The 16,881-nt window shown below is 64.8% G+C and carries 11 protein-coding genes and 1 pseudogene; 10 read left to right on the top strand and 2 right to left on the bottom strand.

Annotated elements, in window-relative coordinates; translation table 11 throughout:
• The 3 genes from WB785_RS23940 to WB785_RS23950 all read left to right on the top strand — a co-directional run.
• On the top strand, window positions 1–2,460 hold a 2,460-nt coding region (locus WB785_RS23940; protein WP_424082457.1), incomplete at its 5' end, for a bifunctional FO biosynthesis protein CofGH.
• 44 nt (window positions 2,461–2,504) lie between these two features.
• A complete protein-coding gene (locus WB785_RS23945; RefSeq protein WP_424082459.1) occupies window positions 2,505–3,155 on the top strand; it encodes a hypothetical protein in 651 nt (216 codons plus the stop codon).
• A 10-nt stretch (window positions 3,156–3,165) separates the two neighbouring features.
• Complete coding sequence (locus tag WB785_RS23950; RefSeq protein ID WP_424082461.1) at window positions 3,166–3,930, top strand: maleylpyruvate isomerase N-terminal domain-containing protein; 765 nt, start codon at window positions 3,166–3,168, stop codon at window positions 3,928–3,930.
• A 5-nt stretch (window positions 3,931–3,935) separates the two neighbouring features.
• Here the strand turns inward: WB785_RS23950 and WB785_RS23955 are convergent, their stop codons facing one another.
• Together WB785_RS23955 and WB785_RS23960 are read right to left on the bottom strand one after the other, a co-directional pair.
• Window positions 3,936–5,954 carry an FAD-dependent oxidoreductase gene (locus tag WB785_RS23955; RefSeq protein ID WP_424082462.1) on the bottom strand — a complete coding sequence of 673 codons (2,019 nt, stop codon included), beginning with the start codon at window positions 5,952–5,954 and terminating at the stop codon, window positions 3,936–3,938.
• Window positions 5,951–6,508 (bottom strand): PadR family transcriptional regulator, encoded by a 558-nt coding sequence (locus tag WB785_RS23960; protein ID WP_424082464.1) that lies wholly within the window; start codon window positions 6,506–6,508, stop codon window positions 5,951–5,953. Before WB785_RS23960 ends, WB785_RS23955 begins: the two co-directional genes overlap by 4 nt.
• Window positions 6,509–6,700: 192 nt before the next feature.
• On the opposite strand from WB785_RS23960, the gene fdxA reads away from it, so the two are divergent.
• The 7 genes and pseudogenes from fdxA to WB785_RS23995 form a co-directional block, all read left to right on the top strand.
• Complete coding sequence (gene fdxA, locus WB785_RS23965) at window positions 6,701–7,027, top strand: ferredoxin (RefSeq protein ID WP_424082466.1); 327 nt, start codon at window positions 6,701–6,703, stop codon at window positions 7,025–7,027.
• A gap of 8 nt (window positions 7,028–7,035) precedes the next feature.
• Window positions 7,036–8,145, top strand: coding sequence for a succinyldiaminopimelate transaminase (gene dapC / locus WB785_RS23970; protein ID WP_424082468.1), 1,110 nt, complete (start codon window positions 7,036–7,038; stop codon window positions 8,143–8,145).
• A gap of 55 nt (window positions 8,146–8,200) precedes the next feature.
• On the top strand, window positions 8,201–9,985 hold the full coding sequence (locus WB785_RS23975; protein ID WP_424082470.1) for an acyl-CoA dehydrogenase family protein: 1,785 nt from the start codon (window positions 8,201–8,203) through the stop codon (window positions 9,983–9,985).
• A gap of 99 nt (window positions 9,986–10,084) precedes the next feature.
• Window positions 10,085–12,007, top strand: a pseudogene (locus WB785_RS23980) (APC family permease); the annotation flags it as partial.
• A 154-nt stretch (window positions 12,008–12,161) separates the two neighbouring features.
• On the top strand, window positions 12,162–14,168 hold the full coding sequence (locus WB785_RS23985; protein WP_424082472.1) for an APC family permease: 2,007 nt from the start codon (window positions 12,162–12,164) through the stop codon (window positions 14,166–14,168).
• A 69-nt stretch (window positions 14,169–14,237) separates the two neighbouring features.
• Window positions 14,238–16,559 carry an amino acid permease gene (locus tag WB785_RS23990; RefSeq protein WP_424082474.1) on the top strand — a complete coding sequence of 774 codons (2,322 nt, stop codon included), beginning with the start codon at window positions 14,238–14,240 and terminating at the stop codon, window positions 16,557–16,559.
• A gap of 6 nt (window positions 16,560–16,565) precedes the next feature.
• On the top strand, window positions 16,566–16,881 hold a 316-nt coding region (locus WB785_RS23995; protein ID WP_424082476.1), incomplete at its 3' end, for a pseudouridine-5'-phosphate glycosidase.

Below are 16,881 nucleotides of genomic sequence, written 5' to 3' on the forward strand. Positions count from 1 at the left end.
GCGCTGAACGTTGACGAGGCGACCATCGCGATGGCCGCCCGCGGCGACGATCTCGACGATCTGTGTCGCAGCGCGGCGCGGGTCCGCGATGCTGGGCTGGAATCGGCGGGACGGCGTGGCGCCGGGGACCGGCTACCGGTCAGCTACTCGCGCAAGGTGTTCATCCCGGTCACGCATCTCTGCCGCGACACCTGCCACTACTGCACATTTGTCACGGTGCCACCCAAGTTGCGCGCCCAGGGCGCCGGAATGTTTCTCGAGCCCGACGAGATTCTCGATATCGCCCGTCGCGGCGGTGAACTCGGTTGCAAGGAAGCACTATTCACCCTCGGTGATCGGCCGGAGGATCGGTGGCCCGAGGCGCGGGAGTGGTTGGACGAGCGGGGCTACGACTCCACGTTGTCCTATGTCCGCGCGATGGCGATCCGGGTGCTTGAGGAAACCGGGCTGTTGCCGCACCTGAACCCGGGCGTGATGAGCTGGTCGGAGTTGTCGCGGCTGAAGCCGGTAGCCCCGTCGATGGGGATGATGCTGGAGACGACGTCGCGGCGGCTGTTCGAAACCAAGGGCCTGGCGCACTACGGCAGCCCCGATAAAGACCCGGTGGTTCGGCTGCGCACGTTGACCGACGCGGGCCGGTTATCCATACCGTTCACAACAGGTCTACTCGTTGGCATCGGCGAGACACTCACCGAGCGGGCCGAAACGCTGCATGCTATTCGCAAGTCGCACAAGGAGTTCGGTCACGTTCAGGAAGTCATCGTGCAGAACTTCCGTGCCAAAGAGCACACGGCGATGGCCGCGACGCCGGACGCCGACATCGACGAGTTCCTGGCTACGGTGGCGGTGGCGCGTCTGGTGCTCGGTCCGGGGATGCGCATCCAGGCGCCGCCAAACCTGGTATCGCCCGACGAGTGCCTGGCCCTGATCGCCGCAGGTGTCGACGACTGGGGCGGCGTTTCGCCGTTGACGCCCGATCACGTCAACCCCGAGCGGCCGTGGCCCGCGCTCGACGAACTCGCCGCGGTCACCGAAGCGGCGGGCTACGACCTGGTTGAGCGACTGACCGCGCAGCCCAAATATGTACAGGCTGGGGCGGCCTGGATCGACCCGCGGGTTCGCGGCCACGTCGCGGCGCTGGCCGATCCGGCCACCGGGCTGGCCCGCGACGTGCGTCCGGCGGGCATGCCGTGGCAGGAACCCGACGACGTGGCGTCATCCGGCCGGGTCAACTTGAACGCTGCGATCGACACCGAAGGTCGCAATACCGAGGCCCGTAGCGACCTCGACAGTGCGTTCGGGGATTGGGACTCGATCCGTTCGCAAGTGCACGAGTTGGCCGCCCGGGTCCCGGAGCGCATCGACACCGATGTACTCGCCGCCTTGAGCGCGGCCGAACGTGATCCGGCCAGCTGCACCGACGCCGAATACCTGGCCTTGGCCACCGCCGACGGTGCCGCTTTGGATGCCGTTGCCGCGCTGGCAGATTCGTTACGCCGCGACGTGGTCGGTGACGACGTGACGTTCGTGGTCAACCGCAACATCAACTTCACCAACATCTGTTATACGGGCTGCCGGTTCTGCGCCTTTGCGCAGCGCAAGGGCGACGCCGACGCCTACTCGCTGTCGACGACCGAGGTCGCCCAGCGCGCGTGGGAGGCCCACGTTGCCGGTGCTACCGAGGTCTGCATGCAGGGTGGTATCGATCCCGAGCTGCCGGTCACCGGATACGCCGACCTGGTGCGCGCTGTCAAGGCGCGGGTGCCGTCGATGCACGTACACGCGTTCTCGCCGATGGAGATCGCCAGCGGGGTAACCAAGAGCGGCTTGAGTATTCGGGAGTGGCTGACCAGCCTGCGTGAGGCGGGCCTGGACACCATTCCCGGCACCGCCGCCGAGATCCTCGACGACGAGGTCCGCTGGGTGCTCACCAAGGGCAAGCTGCCGAGCTCGATGTGGATCGAGATCGTGACCACAGCCCACGAGGTCGGCCTTCGGTCATCGTCGACGATGATGTACGGGCACGTCGACAACCCCCGGCACTGGATCGGCCATCTCAACGTATTGCGTGACATTCAAGACCGCACTGGAGGTTTCACCGAGTTCGTTCCGCTGCCATTCGTGCATCAGAACTCGCCGTTGTACCTCGCCGGCGCGGCCCGGCCGGGGCCCAGCCACCGTGACAACCGCGCCGTGCACGCGCTGGCACGAATCATGCTGCACGGCAGGATCTCTCATATTCAGACCAGTTGGGTCAAGCTCGGCGTCGAGCGCACACAGGTGATGCTCAACGGCGGTGCGAACGATTTGGGCGGCACGCTGATGGAAGAGACCATCTCGCGGATGGCCGGCTCCGAATACGGATCGGCCAAGACCGCTGCCGAGTTGACCGCGATCGCCGAGGGCATCGGTCGGCCGGCACGCCAGCGCACCACCACGTATAGTCCGCTAGCGGCGTAGCCAAAGCGGCACCGGTGTCACACCGGGAGCGCAGACTAGGTCGAATGAGTCGTCGTATTCCGCTTGTCGCAGGGATCGTGTTCGCGGTGCTGTTCACATGCGCCCTGCTGATGGTTCCAATATTGCCAGGCACTGACCAGCCGGCCAGCGCCGTCATCTCCCACTTTCGTGACCATGCCGACGCCTTACGGCTGCAAGCGCTTTTGCTAACCCTGGGCTTTCTGGCGCTGGTGATCGTGCTCGCCTATGCGCGCTCGCGGCTGGACGGGCCAGCCGGATACGCGTTCACCATCGGGTCGGCGCTGATCATCGCAGAGTTCAGCGTCGAGCTGTGGTTTACCAGCGGCCTGGCCCTGCACGTCAACACCCTTGACCCCGCCGTTGCCCGCACCGCGGCGGACATTGCTTTGATGTTCGGCCCGGTCCTGACCGTGGCCGACGTGATCGTCGCCGTGCCCATAGCACTTGCCGCCAAGGCCGGTCGCTTCCCGCGCTGGCTGGGTGTCCTTGCAGCGATATTCGCTCTTGAGCAATTCGTCGAGACGGTGACAATCATCGGTGGCCCCGGGTTGTTCATTTCTCCTGGCGGCCCGATGAATATGTTTCTGGGCGGCGCGCTGTTCATCGTGTTCTTCCTGGCGCTCGGTGTCAGCACCTCACTGACGCCGGATCCAGCGACGCCGAGCGACGCGTAGCTTGGGCAGCATGAGCCAAAAGATCGACACTGACAGGTTTCCCGAATGGCAACCGTTCATCGACGCCGTAGAGCAGCGACGTCCGGACGCCGGCACCTGGTGTGAGGCTTGGACGGTTCGCGACATCGTCATCCATCAAGCCGGCAACGCCGAGGAGCTGGGCCGGGTGCTGGGCGCGCACCTGGCCGGCGATCCGGTTGCCACCCGCGGGTTCGAGGAACGCGAGGGGCCGCTGCGCGCCATGAACGAGACCGACCTGTGGGCGGCTTTGCACCGAAACATGGCCATGCTCAACGAGGTTGCCGAAGCGGCCGATGACGTCCCGGCTGATACCGACGTGGCGTGGACCGGGCGCACCATGAAGGTGCCCTGGTTCGCCGAGCACATGCGTGAAGAGCTGGTCCTGCACGGATGGGACATCACCGGCGACGATGCAGCGGCCCAGGCGCGGATGGCGGAGCCCTGGATGACGATCCACAGTGTGCTGGCGGTGGGACGCCCGCTGTTGGCTAAGGGTGTCAAGCAATTGCGGCCCGGGGAGCGGATCGAGGCGCGGTTGCGAGTTGCCGACGCCGACGATGTCGTGGTCGACGCGGAGGCCGACCGCACCACCATCCGGCTGGCTGCCCCGGACGGTGCGGCCACCTTGGAAACCGATGCCGCCGCAAGGGTTTTGCTGTTATGGGGCCGTCGTCCCGCCGACCCGTCGCGGATCTGCAGCCGGGTCGGGCCGCAAACCTTGGGCCGGGTGCGGACTCTGCTGGCGGGCTACTGACGCCGCTACAGCCGGGCCGCCAGCTCGGTGCCCTGCTTGATGGCGCGTTTGGCGTCGAGTTCGACCGCGAATGCCGCGCCGCCGATGATGTGCGGGTCGATACCGGCCAGCCGCAGCTCGTCTTCCAGGTCACGCACCGGCTCCTGACCCGCGCAGACCACGACGTTGTCCACGGCCAGCAACTGCGGTCGCTGCCGGTTCGGTCCGAAGCTGATGTGCAGTCCGTCGTCGCTCACCCGTTCGTAGTTGACGCCGGAAAGCTGGTGAACGCCTTTGGCCTTCAACGAAGCCCGGTGCACCCATCCGCTGGTCTTGCCCAGCCGCGTCCCTTGTGCGCCGCTGCTGCGCTGCAGTAGATACACCTCACGCATCGGCGGCGCTGGAATCGGACTGGTCAGCGCACCCCGCCTGTCCCACGGATCGGCCGCGCCCCACTCCGCCTTCCATTCTTTGAGATTCAACGTGGGCGACTCGTCGGTCACCAGGAACTCGCTGACGTCGAAGCCGATGCCGCCGGCGCCGATCACGGCGACGGTCTTCCCGATCGGCTTGACGCCGGTGATCGCCTCCGCGTAGGTGAGCACCATCGAATGATCGATGCCGGGGATCGCCGGAATCCGCGGCGCCACACCGGTGGCCAACACGACGTCGTCGTAGCCGGCCAGCTCGGCCGCCGACACTCGAGTGCCCAGCCGAACCGTCACGCCGTGCTTGTTCAGCATCGTGGTGAAATACCGGATGGTTTCGCTGAATTCCTCTTTGCCCGGGATCCGGCGTGCCATGTCGAACTGGCCGCCGATGAAGTCGTTGGCCTCAAACAGCGTGACGTCATGACCACGCGCAGCAGCGTTCACCGCGGTCGCCAGCCCGGCCGGGCCGGCTCCGACCACCGCGATCAAGCGAGTGCGTCGGGCCGGCGACAGCACCAGCTGCGTCTCGTGGCCGGCCCGTGGGTTGAGCAGACAGGACACCGTCTTCTTGACGAATGCGTGATCCAGGCAAGCCTGATTACAGGCGATGCAGGTGTTGATCTCGTCATCGCGTGCGGCCTGCGCCTTGAGCACCCACTCCGGATCCGCCAGCAGCGGCCGTGCCATCGAAACCAGCTGGACATCGGTGTCGGCCAGAATTTGTTCGGCCGCCTGGGGCATGTTGATTCGGTTGGACGCCACTACCGGAATGTTGATGTGCCCGGCGACCGCATGGCTGATGTCGACGAATGCGCTGTTGGGCACCGACGTGACGATCGTCGGGACCCTCGCCTCGTGCCAGCCGAAGCCGGAGTTGATGATGGTTGCCCCGGCGGCCTCGATTTCAGTTGCCAGCGAGACGGTTTCGTCCCAACTCTGTCCGCCCTCGACGTAATCGGCCATCGACATCCGGTAGCAGATGATGAAATCGGATCCGACTGCCGCCCGGATGCCGCGCACGATTGCTACCGGGAACCGGCGGCGCTTCTCTGGTGTGCCGCCCCACGCGTCGATGCGCTTGTTGGTACGCGGCGCCAGAAATTGGTTGATCAAATACCCTTCACTGCCCATGATTTCGACGCCGTCATAGCCGGCATCGCGGGCTAGCAGGGCGCAGCGCACGAAGTCGTCGATCGTGTTCTGCACTCCGCGTGACGAGAGCCGACGTGGGCGAAACGGGTTGATCGGCGCCTTGATCGACGACGCACTGACCGAAAGCGGGTGGTACGCATAACGTCCGGCGTGCAAGATCTGCAGCGCAATCTTGCCGCCCGCGTCGTGGACGGCGCTGGTGATGCGACGATGCCGGCGGGCCTGAGCGGAGGAAACCAGTTCCGAGGCGAACGGCAGTAACCAGCCGGTCCGGTTCGGCGCGTAGCCACCGGTGATGATCAGCCCGACACCGCCGCGGGCGCGCTCGGCGAAATACTCGGCGAGCCGATCGATGTGGCGCGCACGGTCTTCCAGACCGGTGTGCATCGAACCCATGATCACCCGGTTACGCAGCGTGGTGAACCCGAGATCCAGCGGGGACAACAGGTTTGGATAGCTCATGAGCGTCCCGGTAATGCCGTGGCCACCTCGTCGAGCCAGTCGATCGTGCTCTCCTCGGCGCGGATGCCGCCGCGCAGCACCAAATACTGATGGAGCGCGCTGCCGCGCAGCGCCGATGGGTCGGCGAACTGTGTCTTCTCGAATCCGCGGTAGATGTCCAACAGCTGGGCACGTTCGGCGCGCAGCGCGGAAATCTGCGCGCGTAGCGCAGCCGGGTCGCCGTAAGCGGCACCGCGTAGCTTGACCGCCACATCGCGAGTTCGGGTGTCCGACAGTGCTCCGCCGCGTCCGGTTAGCGGCTCGGCGATCCAGCGGGCCAGTTCGACGCGGCCGGTGTCGGAGACCGTGTAGACCTTCTTGTCCGGCCGGCCGCGCTGGGCGACGACCTTCGAACAGACCCAGCCGTCGTCTTCCATCGCCCGCAACGTTCGGTAGATCTGCTGATGGGTGGCGTTCCAGAAGTAGCCGATGGAGCGGTCGAACCGGTGCGCCAGCTCGTAGCCGGAGCCGGACTGTTCGCACAGCGATACCAAGATCGCGTGGGGGAGTGCCACGCGCGCAGCATAAGGACACCCGCCGGGGCTATGCAACTAGTTGCACTGCATCAGCGCGCATAGCCGCCCGGTGGTTGCGTTTTGTATGCAACGTCTAGTATCAGTAATCAACGGATCTTCACCCCCCGGGAAGCGAAACCATAAGGCCGGGCGTCCTTCCCCGGGCCACCGAAACACATGGAGGAGACCTTCGTGACATACACGATCGCCGAGCCCTGCGTCGACATCAAAGACAAGGCATGTATCGAAGAATGCCCGGTCGACTGCATCTACGAGGGCGCTCGGATGCTCTATATCCACCCCGACGAGTGCGTGGACTGTGGTGCCTGCGAGCCGGTCTGCCCGGTCGAGGCGATCTACTACGAAGACGATGTGCCCGAGCAGTGGAATCAGTACACGCAGATCAACGCGGACTTCTTCGCTGAGCTCGGATCGCCCGGTGGCGCGGCCAAGGTCGGCATGACCGAGCACGACCCGCAGGTCGTCAAAGATCTGCCGCCGCAAGGTGAGGGCGACTGAGCAGCCTGATGAACCGCCGGTCGGCGGCCTCCGCTCTACTGCCGGTGTTCCCCTGGGACACCCTGGCCGACGCGACAGCGCTGGCCAAGTCGCACCCGGACGGCATCGTCGACCTATCCGTTGGCACGCCTGTCGATCCGGTGGCGCCGGTGATCCGCGAAGCGCTCGCCGCAGCCAGCGCCGCACCCGGATACCCCACCACTGCGGGCACCCCGGAACTTCGCCGGTCGGCCGTCGCCTCCCTGGAACGTCGGTACGGCGTCACCGGTTTGACCGAGGCGGCGGTGTTGCCGGTGGTCGGCACCAAGGAACTCATCGCGTGGCTGCCGACGCTGCTGGCGTTGGGCGCCGATGACCTGGTCGTGGTGCCCGAGCTGGCGTATCCCACCTACGACGTCGGCGCCCGGCTGGCCGGAACTCGGGTGCTCTACGCCGATTCGCTGACCCAGCTGGGTCCGCAGGCGCCCGCATTGGTCTATGTGAACTCGCCGAGCAATCCGACGGGGCAGGTGCTCGGCGTCGACCATTTGCGCAAGGTCGTCGGCTGGGCCCGGGAGCGCGGCGCCGTGGTGGCCTCCGACGAGTGCTACTTGGGCATGGGCTGGGACGCCGAACCGCTGTCAGTTCTGCATCCGTCGGTGTGCGATGGCGACCACACCGGTCTGTTGGCGGTGCACTCGCTGTCCAAGAGCTCTTCGTTGGCCGGCTACCGGGCCGGCTTCGTCGCCGGGGACCAAGCCCTGGTCGCCGAACTGCTGGCGGTCCGCAAACACGCCGGGATGATGGTGCCGACACCGGTGCAGGCGGCGATGGTGGCCGCCTTGGACGACGACCCGCACGAGCACGAGCAGCGCGACCGCTACCGCCGACGCCGCGAGGTGCTGCTGCCGGCGTTCCGCTCGGCCGGTTTCACCGTCGACTACTCCGAGGCCGGGCTGTATCTGTGGGTCACCCGCGGTGAAGCTTGCCGCGACACCGTCAGCTGGCTGGCGCAGCGCGGCATCCTGGCGGCGCCCGGTGAGTTCTACGGCCCACGCGGCGTCCAGCACGTCCGGGTGGCGTTGACCGCCACCGATGAGCGGATTGCTGCGGCGGCGACGCGGCTTTCGGGAAGCTAACGATATGCGCGCCGGCGACGATGCAGAGCGAAGCGATGGGGAGGAGCGGCGCAGGATGGGCGACTACGACGCTGAAGCGGTAGACCGGCTGCCGTTCAGCACTCCGGAGAAGTCGCAGCGGTACCGCACGGAGAACTACCAGGGCGCCGTTGGGCTCAACTGGTATGAAACCGATCCGAGCCTGCAGTTCACGATGTCCTATTACCTGCAGCCCGACGAGTTGGCCATCGCCGAGCCGCATCTGAGGCGGATCGGCGCGCTGATGGGTGGCCCGGTGGCGCGGTGGGCCGAGCAGACCGACCGCAATCCAGCACGGCTGGAGCGCTACGACCGCTGGGGCCACGACGTCAGCCAGGTCATCCAACCGTCGTCATTCACCGAGTCCAAAAGGGCCGTGCTGGATGTGCAAAAGGCACTAAAGGACGATGCGCGACGCGCCCGCGTCAACCCGGCGCTGCCGCTCTACGCAGCCAACTATCTGCTCGATCAGGCCGACATCGGCATGGGGTGCGCGCTGGGAACCGGTGGCGGGATGGTCAAGTCGCTGGTCGCTGCGTATGCGCCGGTGGATGTTCGGGAGCAAGTCTTGGCCAAGTTCGACAGCGGCGAGTGGGAAGGGGAGACCGCTCAGCTATTGACCGAGCGGGCCGGCGGCTCCGATCTCGGCGCCCTGGAGACCACGGCAACCCGGCAAGGAGATGCTTGGCTGCTGAACGGTTTCAAGTGGTTTGCGTCCAACTGCGACGGGCAGGTATTCGTCGTGCTGGCCAAGCCCGAGGGTGCACCGGATTCCGGGCGCGGCGTGGCAACCTTCCTGGTGCTACGGACCCGCCGGGACGGCACCCGCAACGGCATCCGGATCCGCCGCCTCAAGGACAAGCTCGGCACCCGATCGGTGGCATCAGGCGAGGTGGAGTTCGTCGACGCCGAAGCGTTCCTGCTGTCCGGCGAGCCGAGCAGCGAGGACGTCCAGACCGGCCAGCACGACGGCAGGGGGCTGGGCCGGATGATGGAGTTGACCAACGCGGCCCGGCTCGGGATCTCACTGTTCGCCCTCGGCAACTCGCGCCGCGCCCTCGTCGAATCGCTGTGCTACGCGGGGCAGCGGCAGGCGTTCGGCGGCGCGTTGCTCGACAAGCCGTTGATCCGCCGCAAGCTTGCCGAGATGATCGTCGACGTCGAAGCCGCCCAAGCGCTGGTCTTCGACGGCACCGGGTTCGCCAACCACCGTCAGCCCCGCGCGGTGCGGCAGCGTATCGCCGTGCCAGTGACGAAGCTCAAAGTGTGCCGGCTGGGCATCACCATGGCCTCGGACGCGATCGAGATTCACGGCGGCAACGGCTATATCGAAACCTGGCCGGTCGCCCGGTTGCTGCGCGACGCGCAGGTCAACACCATCTGGGAAGGTCCTGACAATATCCTGTGTCTTGACGTGCGGCGGGGTATCGAGCGCTCGCAGGCGCATCAACCTTTGCTGGAGCGCCTGCACGATGCGGTTTCGGTGTCCGACGACGACGCCGCGACCCGCCTGGTAAGCAGCCGCATCGACGATCTGGAAGCGGCAATCACGGCTTGGGGCAAGCTGGACGGCGCGGTTGCTGAGGCTCGGCTTTTCCCTCTCACCCAGTTCATCGGCGACGTGTATGCCGGGGCTTTGCTGACCGAGCAGGCAGCCTGGGAGCGCGCCACCCGACAGACCGACCGCAAGGCCCTGGTGGCGCGGTTGTATGCCTCGCGTCACCTGGCTGACCAGGGACCCATGCGCGCTATCGACGAACAGGGTGACGACGCAATAGAACGCTTTGACGAGTTGATCGAGGGTTCGCTGGTGATCGGCTGAGAACGGATATCCCCAAGCCGGGCTCGTCCCAGCGCGCGGGATCGGTAGGACGCAACGTACGCTTTTGCGGGAACTCCGAGATCTTGCTAAGGATTTGGTGTGACAAAACCGGTAGATGAGCAGGGCTTTGCGCCGTCTTTTTCTGACGCGTGCAAGCGGATCGTGCTCGGAAAACCGATGATCAACGACGAGCTGGAACACGAAAGGCTTTCGAATCCCGTTGCGCTCGGCGTGCTTTCACCGGACGCCATTTCGTCGACCGCGTACGGTTCGGAACAGATCATGATCGAATTGCTGCCGGCCGCCGGGCTGGCGGCATTCGCGCTGCTCCTTCCGATAACCGGTGTCATCTTGTTGATTCTGGTGTTGGTGGCCGCCTCCTATCGCCAGGTCGTGATGGTCTACACCCGCGCGGGTGGTTCCTATGTGGTCGCCCGGGAAAATTTCGGACCACGGGTGGCGCAGATCGCCGCGGCTTCGCTGTTGATCGACTACGTGGTCACCGTCGCCGTGCAGTGTGCGGCCGGAACGGTGGCGGTGGCCTCGGCGTTTCCCGCGCTGGGTCCTTACGGACTGGAAATCACTGTGGCTGTCGTGCTGTTGATGTGTTTGGCCAATCTGCGTGGCCTGCGCGAGGCCGGCGTTCGATTCGCGCTGCCGACGTATTTCTTCGTCGGCATGGTCTCGACGATGATCCTCGTCGGCATCATCCGCGAAATCACCGGCGGCTTAAAGACTTACGATCCGCAGCACATGGCCGGAGTGGTCCCGGTCGGCCACGGTAGCGGCATCATCATGGGCGCCACGGTCCTGATCGTCTTGCGAGCGTTCGCCAACGGCGGCTCGTCGCTGACCGGGGTCGAGGCGATATCCAACACCGTCAACGCATTTCGTAAGCCCGAGGGCATCAACGCCCGTCGCGTGCTGACCATCATGGCCGCAATTTTGGGATTCCTGTTGGCCGGGGTGGCCTGGCTGGCGCATGCCACGCACGCCGCTCCATACGCCGACGGGTATCCGTCAATGTTGTCCGAGATCGCCCGAGCGGTGTTCGGCAACGGGACGATCGGTCACGTCTGCTATTTCCTTGTGCAGGCCGCTACCGCACTGATTCTGTACACCGGGGGCAATACCAGCTTCAACGGCTTTCCGGCATTGGCGAGTTTCGTTGCCGAGGACCAGTTTTTGCCGCGCCCGCTGATGAAGCGCGGCCACCGGCTGGTGTTCTCCAACGGCATCATCATGCTGACAGTGCTGGCGGTTGCGTTGCTCATCGTTACCGGGGGATCGCTCAACGCTCTTGTGCCGTTTTACGCGATCGGGGTTTTCACCGGCTTCTCGATGGCCGGCTACGGGATGACCAAACACCATCTCACCCAACGCGGGCAGGGTTGGCGGGCCAAGCTGGTGATCAACCTGTCCGCAGGCATCCTGTCGACGATCGTGGTGGCCATCTTCGCGGTCGCGAAGTTCACCGAGGGCGCCTGGCTGGTAGTCGTGGTCTTCCCGATTTTGGTGTTCGCCTTGATGCGGCTCAACCGGCAATATCGGGCCGAGGCCTCCGTGTTGGAGATGTCCCGCACCCCGCTTCCTGACATGGACAAACACCACCGGCACCGGGTGTTCGTCTTCGTGGACAGTATCGACTTGGCCGAGGTAGAGGCGATGCGCTACGCGAAGGGGCTGCAGGCCGACGAACTGACCGCGGTGCACTTCGTGTTGGACGCGGCTCATGCCGCAGGCTTGCAGCGGCGTTGGCGGGACTTCGGGCACGTCACCGAATTGCGGTTGGTCGATTGTCTGGATCGCAACTTGAGTCGAGCCGCGCAAGGGCTGGTTTGCCAGGTCAAGGAGGACCATCCGGACACCACCGTGACGGTGTTGTTGCCGCGTCGAACATATCCGGCGCTACTGGGCCGACTGCTGCACGACCGCACCGCCGACAAGATCGCTGCGGTGGTTAGCCGGATCCCGGGCGCCAGCGCGCAGATCGTGGCCTACGACATAGCGTCTCGGATAAAAATCACCCAAGCCATGCGGGCCAAGGCGGGAGAACCTCCGCCAAATCGGCCGAGCGTTGTGGATAACCCGATAGACGCGCCCGGATCATGGCGGGTTTACGCGAAATAATCCGCGCCGCAAAGGACGTCGAATAACCCGAAGAAAGTGATACGTCGTGACAACATCGGAGCGTAATTCGAGCATTCCGCCGACCTTCATCGACGCGTGGAAGCGCATCGTTCTCGGCAGGCCGCTCACCAGTGAGCAGCTGGAATCCGAAAGATTGTCGAATCCTGTTGCACTCGGTGCGCTTTCACCCGACGCGATCTCCTCGACGGCCTATGGCCCAGAGCAGGTCATGATCGAACTGCTGCCGCGGGCCGGGATGGCCGCGTTCGCGTTGTTGCTGCCAATTATCGGCGTCGTCTTGTTCATCTTGTTGTTGGTGTCCGCGTCATACCGCGGTGTTGTGATGACCTACGCCCGGGCCGGGGGCTCGTACATGGTGGCGCGGGATAACTTCGGGCCCCGCTGGGCGCAGATCGCCGCCGCCGCACTACTGATCGACTATGTGGTTACCGCCGCGGTGCAACCAGCCGCGGGGACAGTGGCGTTGTGTTCGGCGATACCTGCGCTGCACCCCTACCACTTGGAAATCACCATCGGTGTGCTGCTGTTCATCTGCGTTACCAACTTGCGTGGACAACGGCAATCGGGCCGAACGTTCGCGATCACGACGTACTCCTTCGTCACCATGATCGGGCTGACGATCGTGACCGGCCTGATCCGCGAACTCTTCTGGGGCCTACCGCGATACAACCCGGAGCACATTATCGGAGCGGTGCCAATCCATCAGGGCGGCGGACTGGTGATGGGGGCCACGGTGCTGGTGGTGTTGCGCGCGTTCGCCAACGGCGGCACCTCGCTGACCGGGGTCGAGGCGATTTCCAACACCGTCAACGTCTTTCGCGCGCCGCAGGGCTACAATGCCCGTCGGGTGCTGACCCTGATGGCTGTCATCCTCGGGTTCTTGTTGGCAGGGGTGTCCTGGCTGGCCTTCGTCACCCACGCCACCCCGTATGTGGATGAATACCCGTCGATGCTCTCGGAGATCGCCCGGGCGGTTTTCGGCCAGGGGCTGATCGGCAATGTCCTGTATTTCTTGGTCCAGGCGTCGAGCGCGGCGATTTTGTTCACCGGCGCCAACACCGGTTTCAACGGGTTTCCGGCGTTGGCCAGTTTCGTTGCCGAGGACCGATTTCTGCCGCGGCCGCTGACCAAGCGCGGTCATCGGCTGGTGTTCTCCAACGGCATCATCACGCTCACCGTGCTGGCCGTCGCGCTGCTGCTGGTGACCCGCGCCTCGGTCAACGCGTTGGTGCCGTTCTTCGCGATCGGCGTGTTCACCGCGTTCGCGATGGCCGGCTTTGGCATGAGTCGACACCACTACACCCACCGTGCGCGCGCCTGGCAACGTAAGGTGCTGGTCAATCTGTCTACTGGGATCATGTCGACGATCGTCGTCGGGATCTTTGTGGTGGCCAAGTTCACCGAAGGGGCCTGGCTCGTCGTCATTGTCTTCCCCTTCTTGGTGTACGGCTTGATACGGCTCAACCAGCAGTACAGCGCCGAGGCGTCGGTGTTGGAGATGTCACGCACCGAGCGCCCCGACTTGGCCAAGTACGCCCGTCTGCGGGTTTTCGTTTTCGTGGATTCGGTCGACCTCGCCGAGGTCGAGGCGTTGCGCTACGGCAAGGGGCTACACGCCGACGAGTTGACCGCGGTGCACTTCGTGGTCGACGCCGAACATGCTGCTCAGTTGCAGGAGCGCTGGCGGCACTTCGAGCACGACACCCGGCTGCGGGTGATCGACTGCCCCGATCGCCATTTGAGCCGGTCCGCACAAGAGCTGGTCCTGGCGGCGAAGAGGGAATATCCCGACACCAAGGTGACGGTGTTGTTGCCGCGTCGAACGTATTCCGCGCTGCTGGGCCGGATGCTGCATGACCGCACCGCCGACAAGATGGCCCGCGCGGTCAGCCGAATTCAGGGCGCTACCGCGATCATCGTCCCCTACGACGTCGAATCCCGGATCGCGCGGGTGGACCCCGACGCTCTAGCCGCACGGGTAAGGCGAGAAACCGCCGAGCATACGGAGATGTTGCGCGCCGACGCCGACTAGCACCCAGTCGGTATCCAGGCGGCTTAGACTTCTCGGGGGACGCCGAACCTCTGAAAAGGGAATGTGGTCGTGACTGCACCAGCTGAGCAAGACGTACCGCTATCTTTTTCAGACCTGTGTAAGCGAATCTTTCTCGGCAAGCCGCTGATCACCGAGGAGCTGGCCGGCGAGAGATTGTCGAATCCCATTGCACTGGGTGCACTTTCACCCGATGCAATCTCATCGACCGCTTACGGTCCAGAGCAGATCCTGACCGAGCTGCTACCCCAGGCCGGGTTGGCCGCGTTCGTCTTATTGCTTCCCATCATGGGTGTCATCCTGGTGATCCTGGCGCTGGTGGCCGCGTCGTACCGGCAGGTCGTGATGGCCTATACCAAGGCCGGCGGCTCCTACATCGTGGCGCGGGAGAACTTCGGGCCCAAGGTTGCGCAAGTCGCCGCTGCGGCACTGTTGATCGATTACGTGGTTACCGTGGCCGTGCAGTCGGCGGCGGGCACGGTGGCGGTGGCCTCGGCGCTACCGGCGCTCGGGCCCTACAGCCTGGAGATCACCGTCGCCATGGTGCTGCTCATCTGCTATGTGAACCTGCGCGGATTGCGCGAAGCCGGGCTGCCGTTCGCGATTGCCACCTATTCCTTTGTGGTGATGGTCGGCTTGATGATCGTCACCGGCGTTGTCCGCCATATCTTCTGGGGATTGCAGCGATACGATCCCGGTCACGTTGCCGGAGCGGTGCCGGTCCATCAGGGTAACGGTCTGGTGATGGGCGCGACGATTCTGGTGATACTGCGGGCATTCGCCAATGGTGGGTCGTCGCTGACCGGGGTGGAGGCCATCTCCAATACCGTCAACGTGTTCCGCAAGCCGCAGAGCGTCAATGCGCGGCGGGTCCTCACCGCAATGGCCTGCATCTTGGGCTTCCTGTTGGCCGGGGTCGGTTATCTCACCTACGCCACGCACGCCGCACCGTATCTCGACGAATATCCCTCGGTGCTCTCGCAGGTGGCACGGGCGGTCTTCGGCAACGGGGCCATCGGCAACGTTATGTACATCCTTGTCCAAGTATCGACCGCGGCGATCTTGTACACCGGCGCCAATACCAGTTTCAATGGGTTCCCGGCGCTGGCCAGTTTCGTTGCAGAAGACCGCTTCCTGCCCCGTCAACTCATGACGCGCGGTTACCGCCTGGTGTTCTCCAACGGCATCATCACGCTGACCGGGCTGTCGGTGGCCCTGCTGGTGGTTACCGGGGGATCGGTCAACGCGTTGGTGCCGTTCTACGCGATCGGCGTGTTCACCGGCTTCTCGATGGCTGGTTACGGAATGACCAAACACCATCTCACGCACCGTGAATCGGGCTGGCGGCACAGGTTGGCGATCAACCTGTCGGCGGCGATCCTGTCGACGGTCGTGGTCGGCATTTTCGCGGTGGCCAAGTTCACCGAAGGGGCGTGGCTGGTCGTCGTCGTCTTTCCGTTGCTGGTAATGGGGCTGATACGGCTCAACCGCGAGTATCGCGCCGAGGCTGCGATCCTCGAGGCCTTCCGCACCGACCGCCCGGAGTTGGTGAAGTATGCCCGCCATCGGGTGTTTGTCTTGGTCAACTCAGTTGACCTCGCGGTGCTGGAGGCGTTGCGCTACGGCAAGGGTCTACGCGCCGACGACTTGATCGCGGTGCATTTCATGGTCGATGCGTCCCATGCCGCGCAATTGCGAAACCGTTGGGACAGCTTCGATCTCGACACGCGACTGCGGGTGGTGGACTGCCCGGACCGACAGATAATCAGGGCTCTGCACGCGCTGGTGGTCAAAGCGCAAAACGAACATCCGCACACCAACGTGACGGTGTTACTGCCGCGAAGAACCTACGCACCAGTGCTGGGACGGCTGCTGCACGATCGGACCGCGGACAAGATCTCCCGTGCTGTCAGCCGGATTCCGGACGCGGCCGCCACGATCGTGCCTTACGACGTACAGTCGCGGATCCGCGAAGCGTTCCCGGACATTTTGGAAATGCGCATCGCCCGCCAGGTCGAGAAGGTCGAGTCCCGGGTTTTGCGGAGCGAAAACCGGACTGTGGAAGAGTACGAACATCCGGAAAGGCCGGCGGCGGTGGTCCCGGTGAACAACGTGATCCCGGGGCGCCGTGCAACCGTCGAAGGCCGAGTCAGCCAAGTCGAGGACATCACCAAAAATCAGAAAACGTCTCGCTGGATCGTGGTCGGCGACGATAGCGGCGAGATCCGCATGACGTTCCGGCCCGGCCAGGGCGACGACATCGAGCCGGGTCAGGTGTTGCGGGTTACCGGGAAAGCAAACCAGAGCGGCAACCGCGAGATAACAATGCTCGACCCGACATACAAGGTCATCGAGGTTCCAGAGGAGTCGTAGATCCACGTGCGTATCCATCCCGAGGTCTCGGACGCGTTGGACGCGGGCCGGCCCGTCGTCGCGCTGGAGAGCACGATCATCAGCCACGGCCTGCCGCGTCCGGACAACCTGCGCATCGCGCGCGAGATTGAGGAGGCCGTCCGCTCCGGCGGAGCGGTGCCGGCCACGATTGCGATCGTCGGCGGCGAGCCGTACATCGGCCTGGATGATGCGGCGTTGCTTCGCATCGCGCAGGGCGACTCGGTGGTCAAAGTCAGCGTCCGCGACGTTGCGGTGCTCGCGGCCCGGGGCGGAGACGGCGCGACGACGGTCGCCTCGACCG

This window comes from Mycobacterium sp. (assembly GCF_049585075.1).
GTDB lineage: Bacteria > Actinomycetota > Actinomycetes > Mycobacteriales > Mycobacteriaceae > Mycobacterium.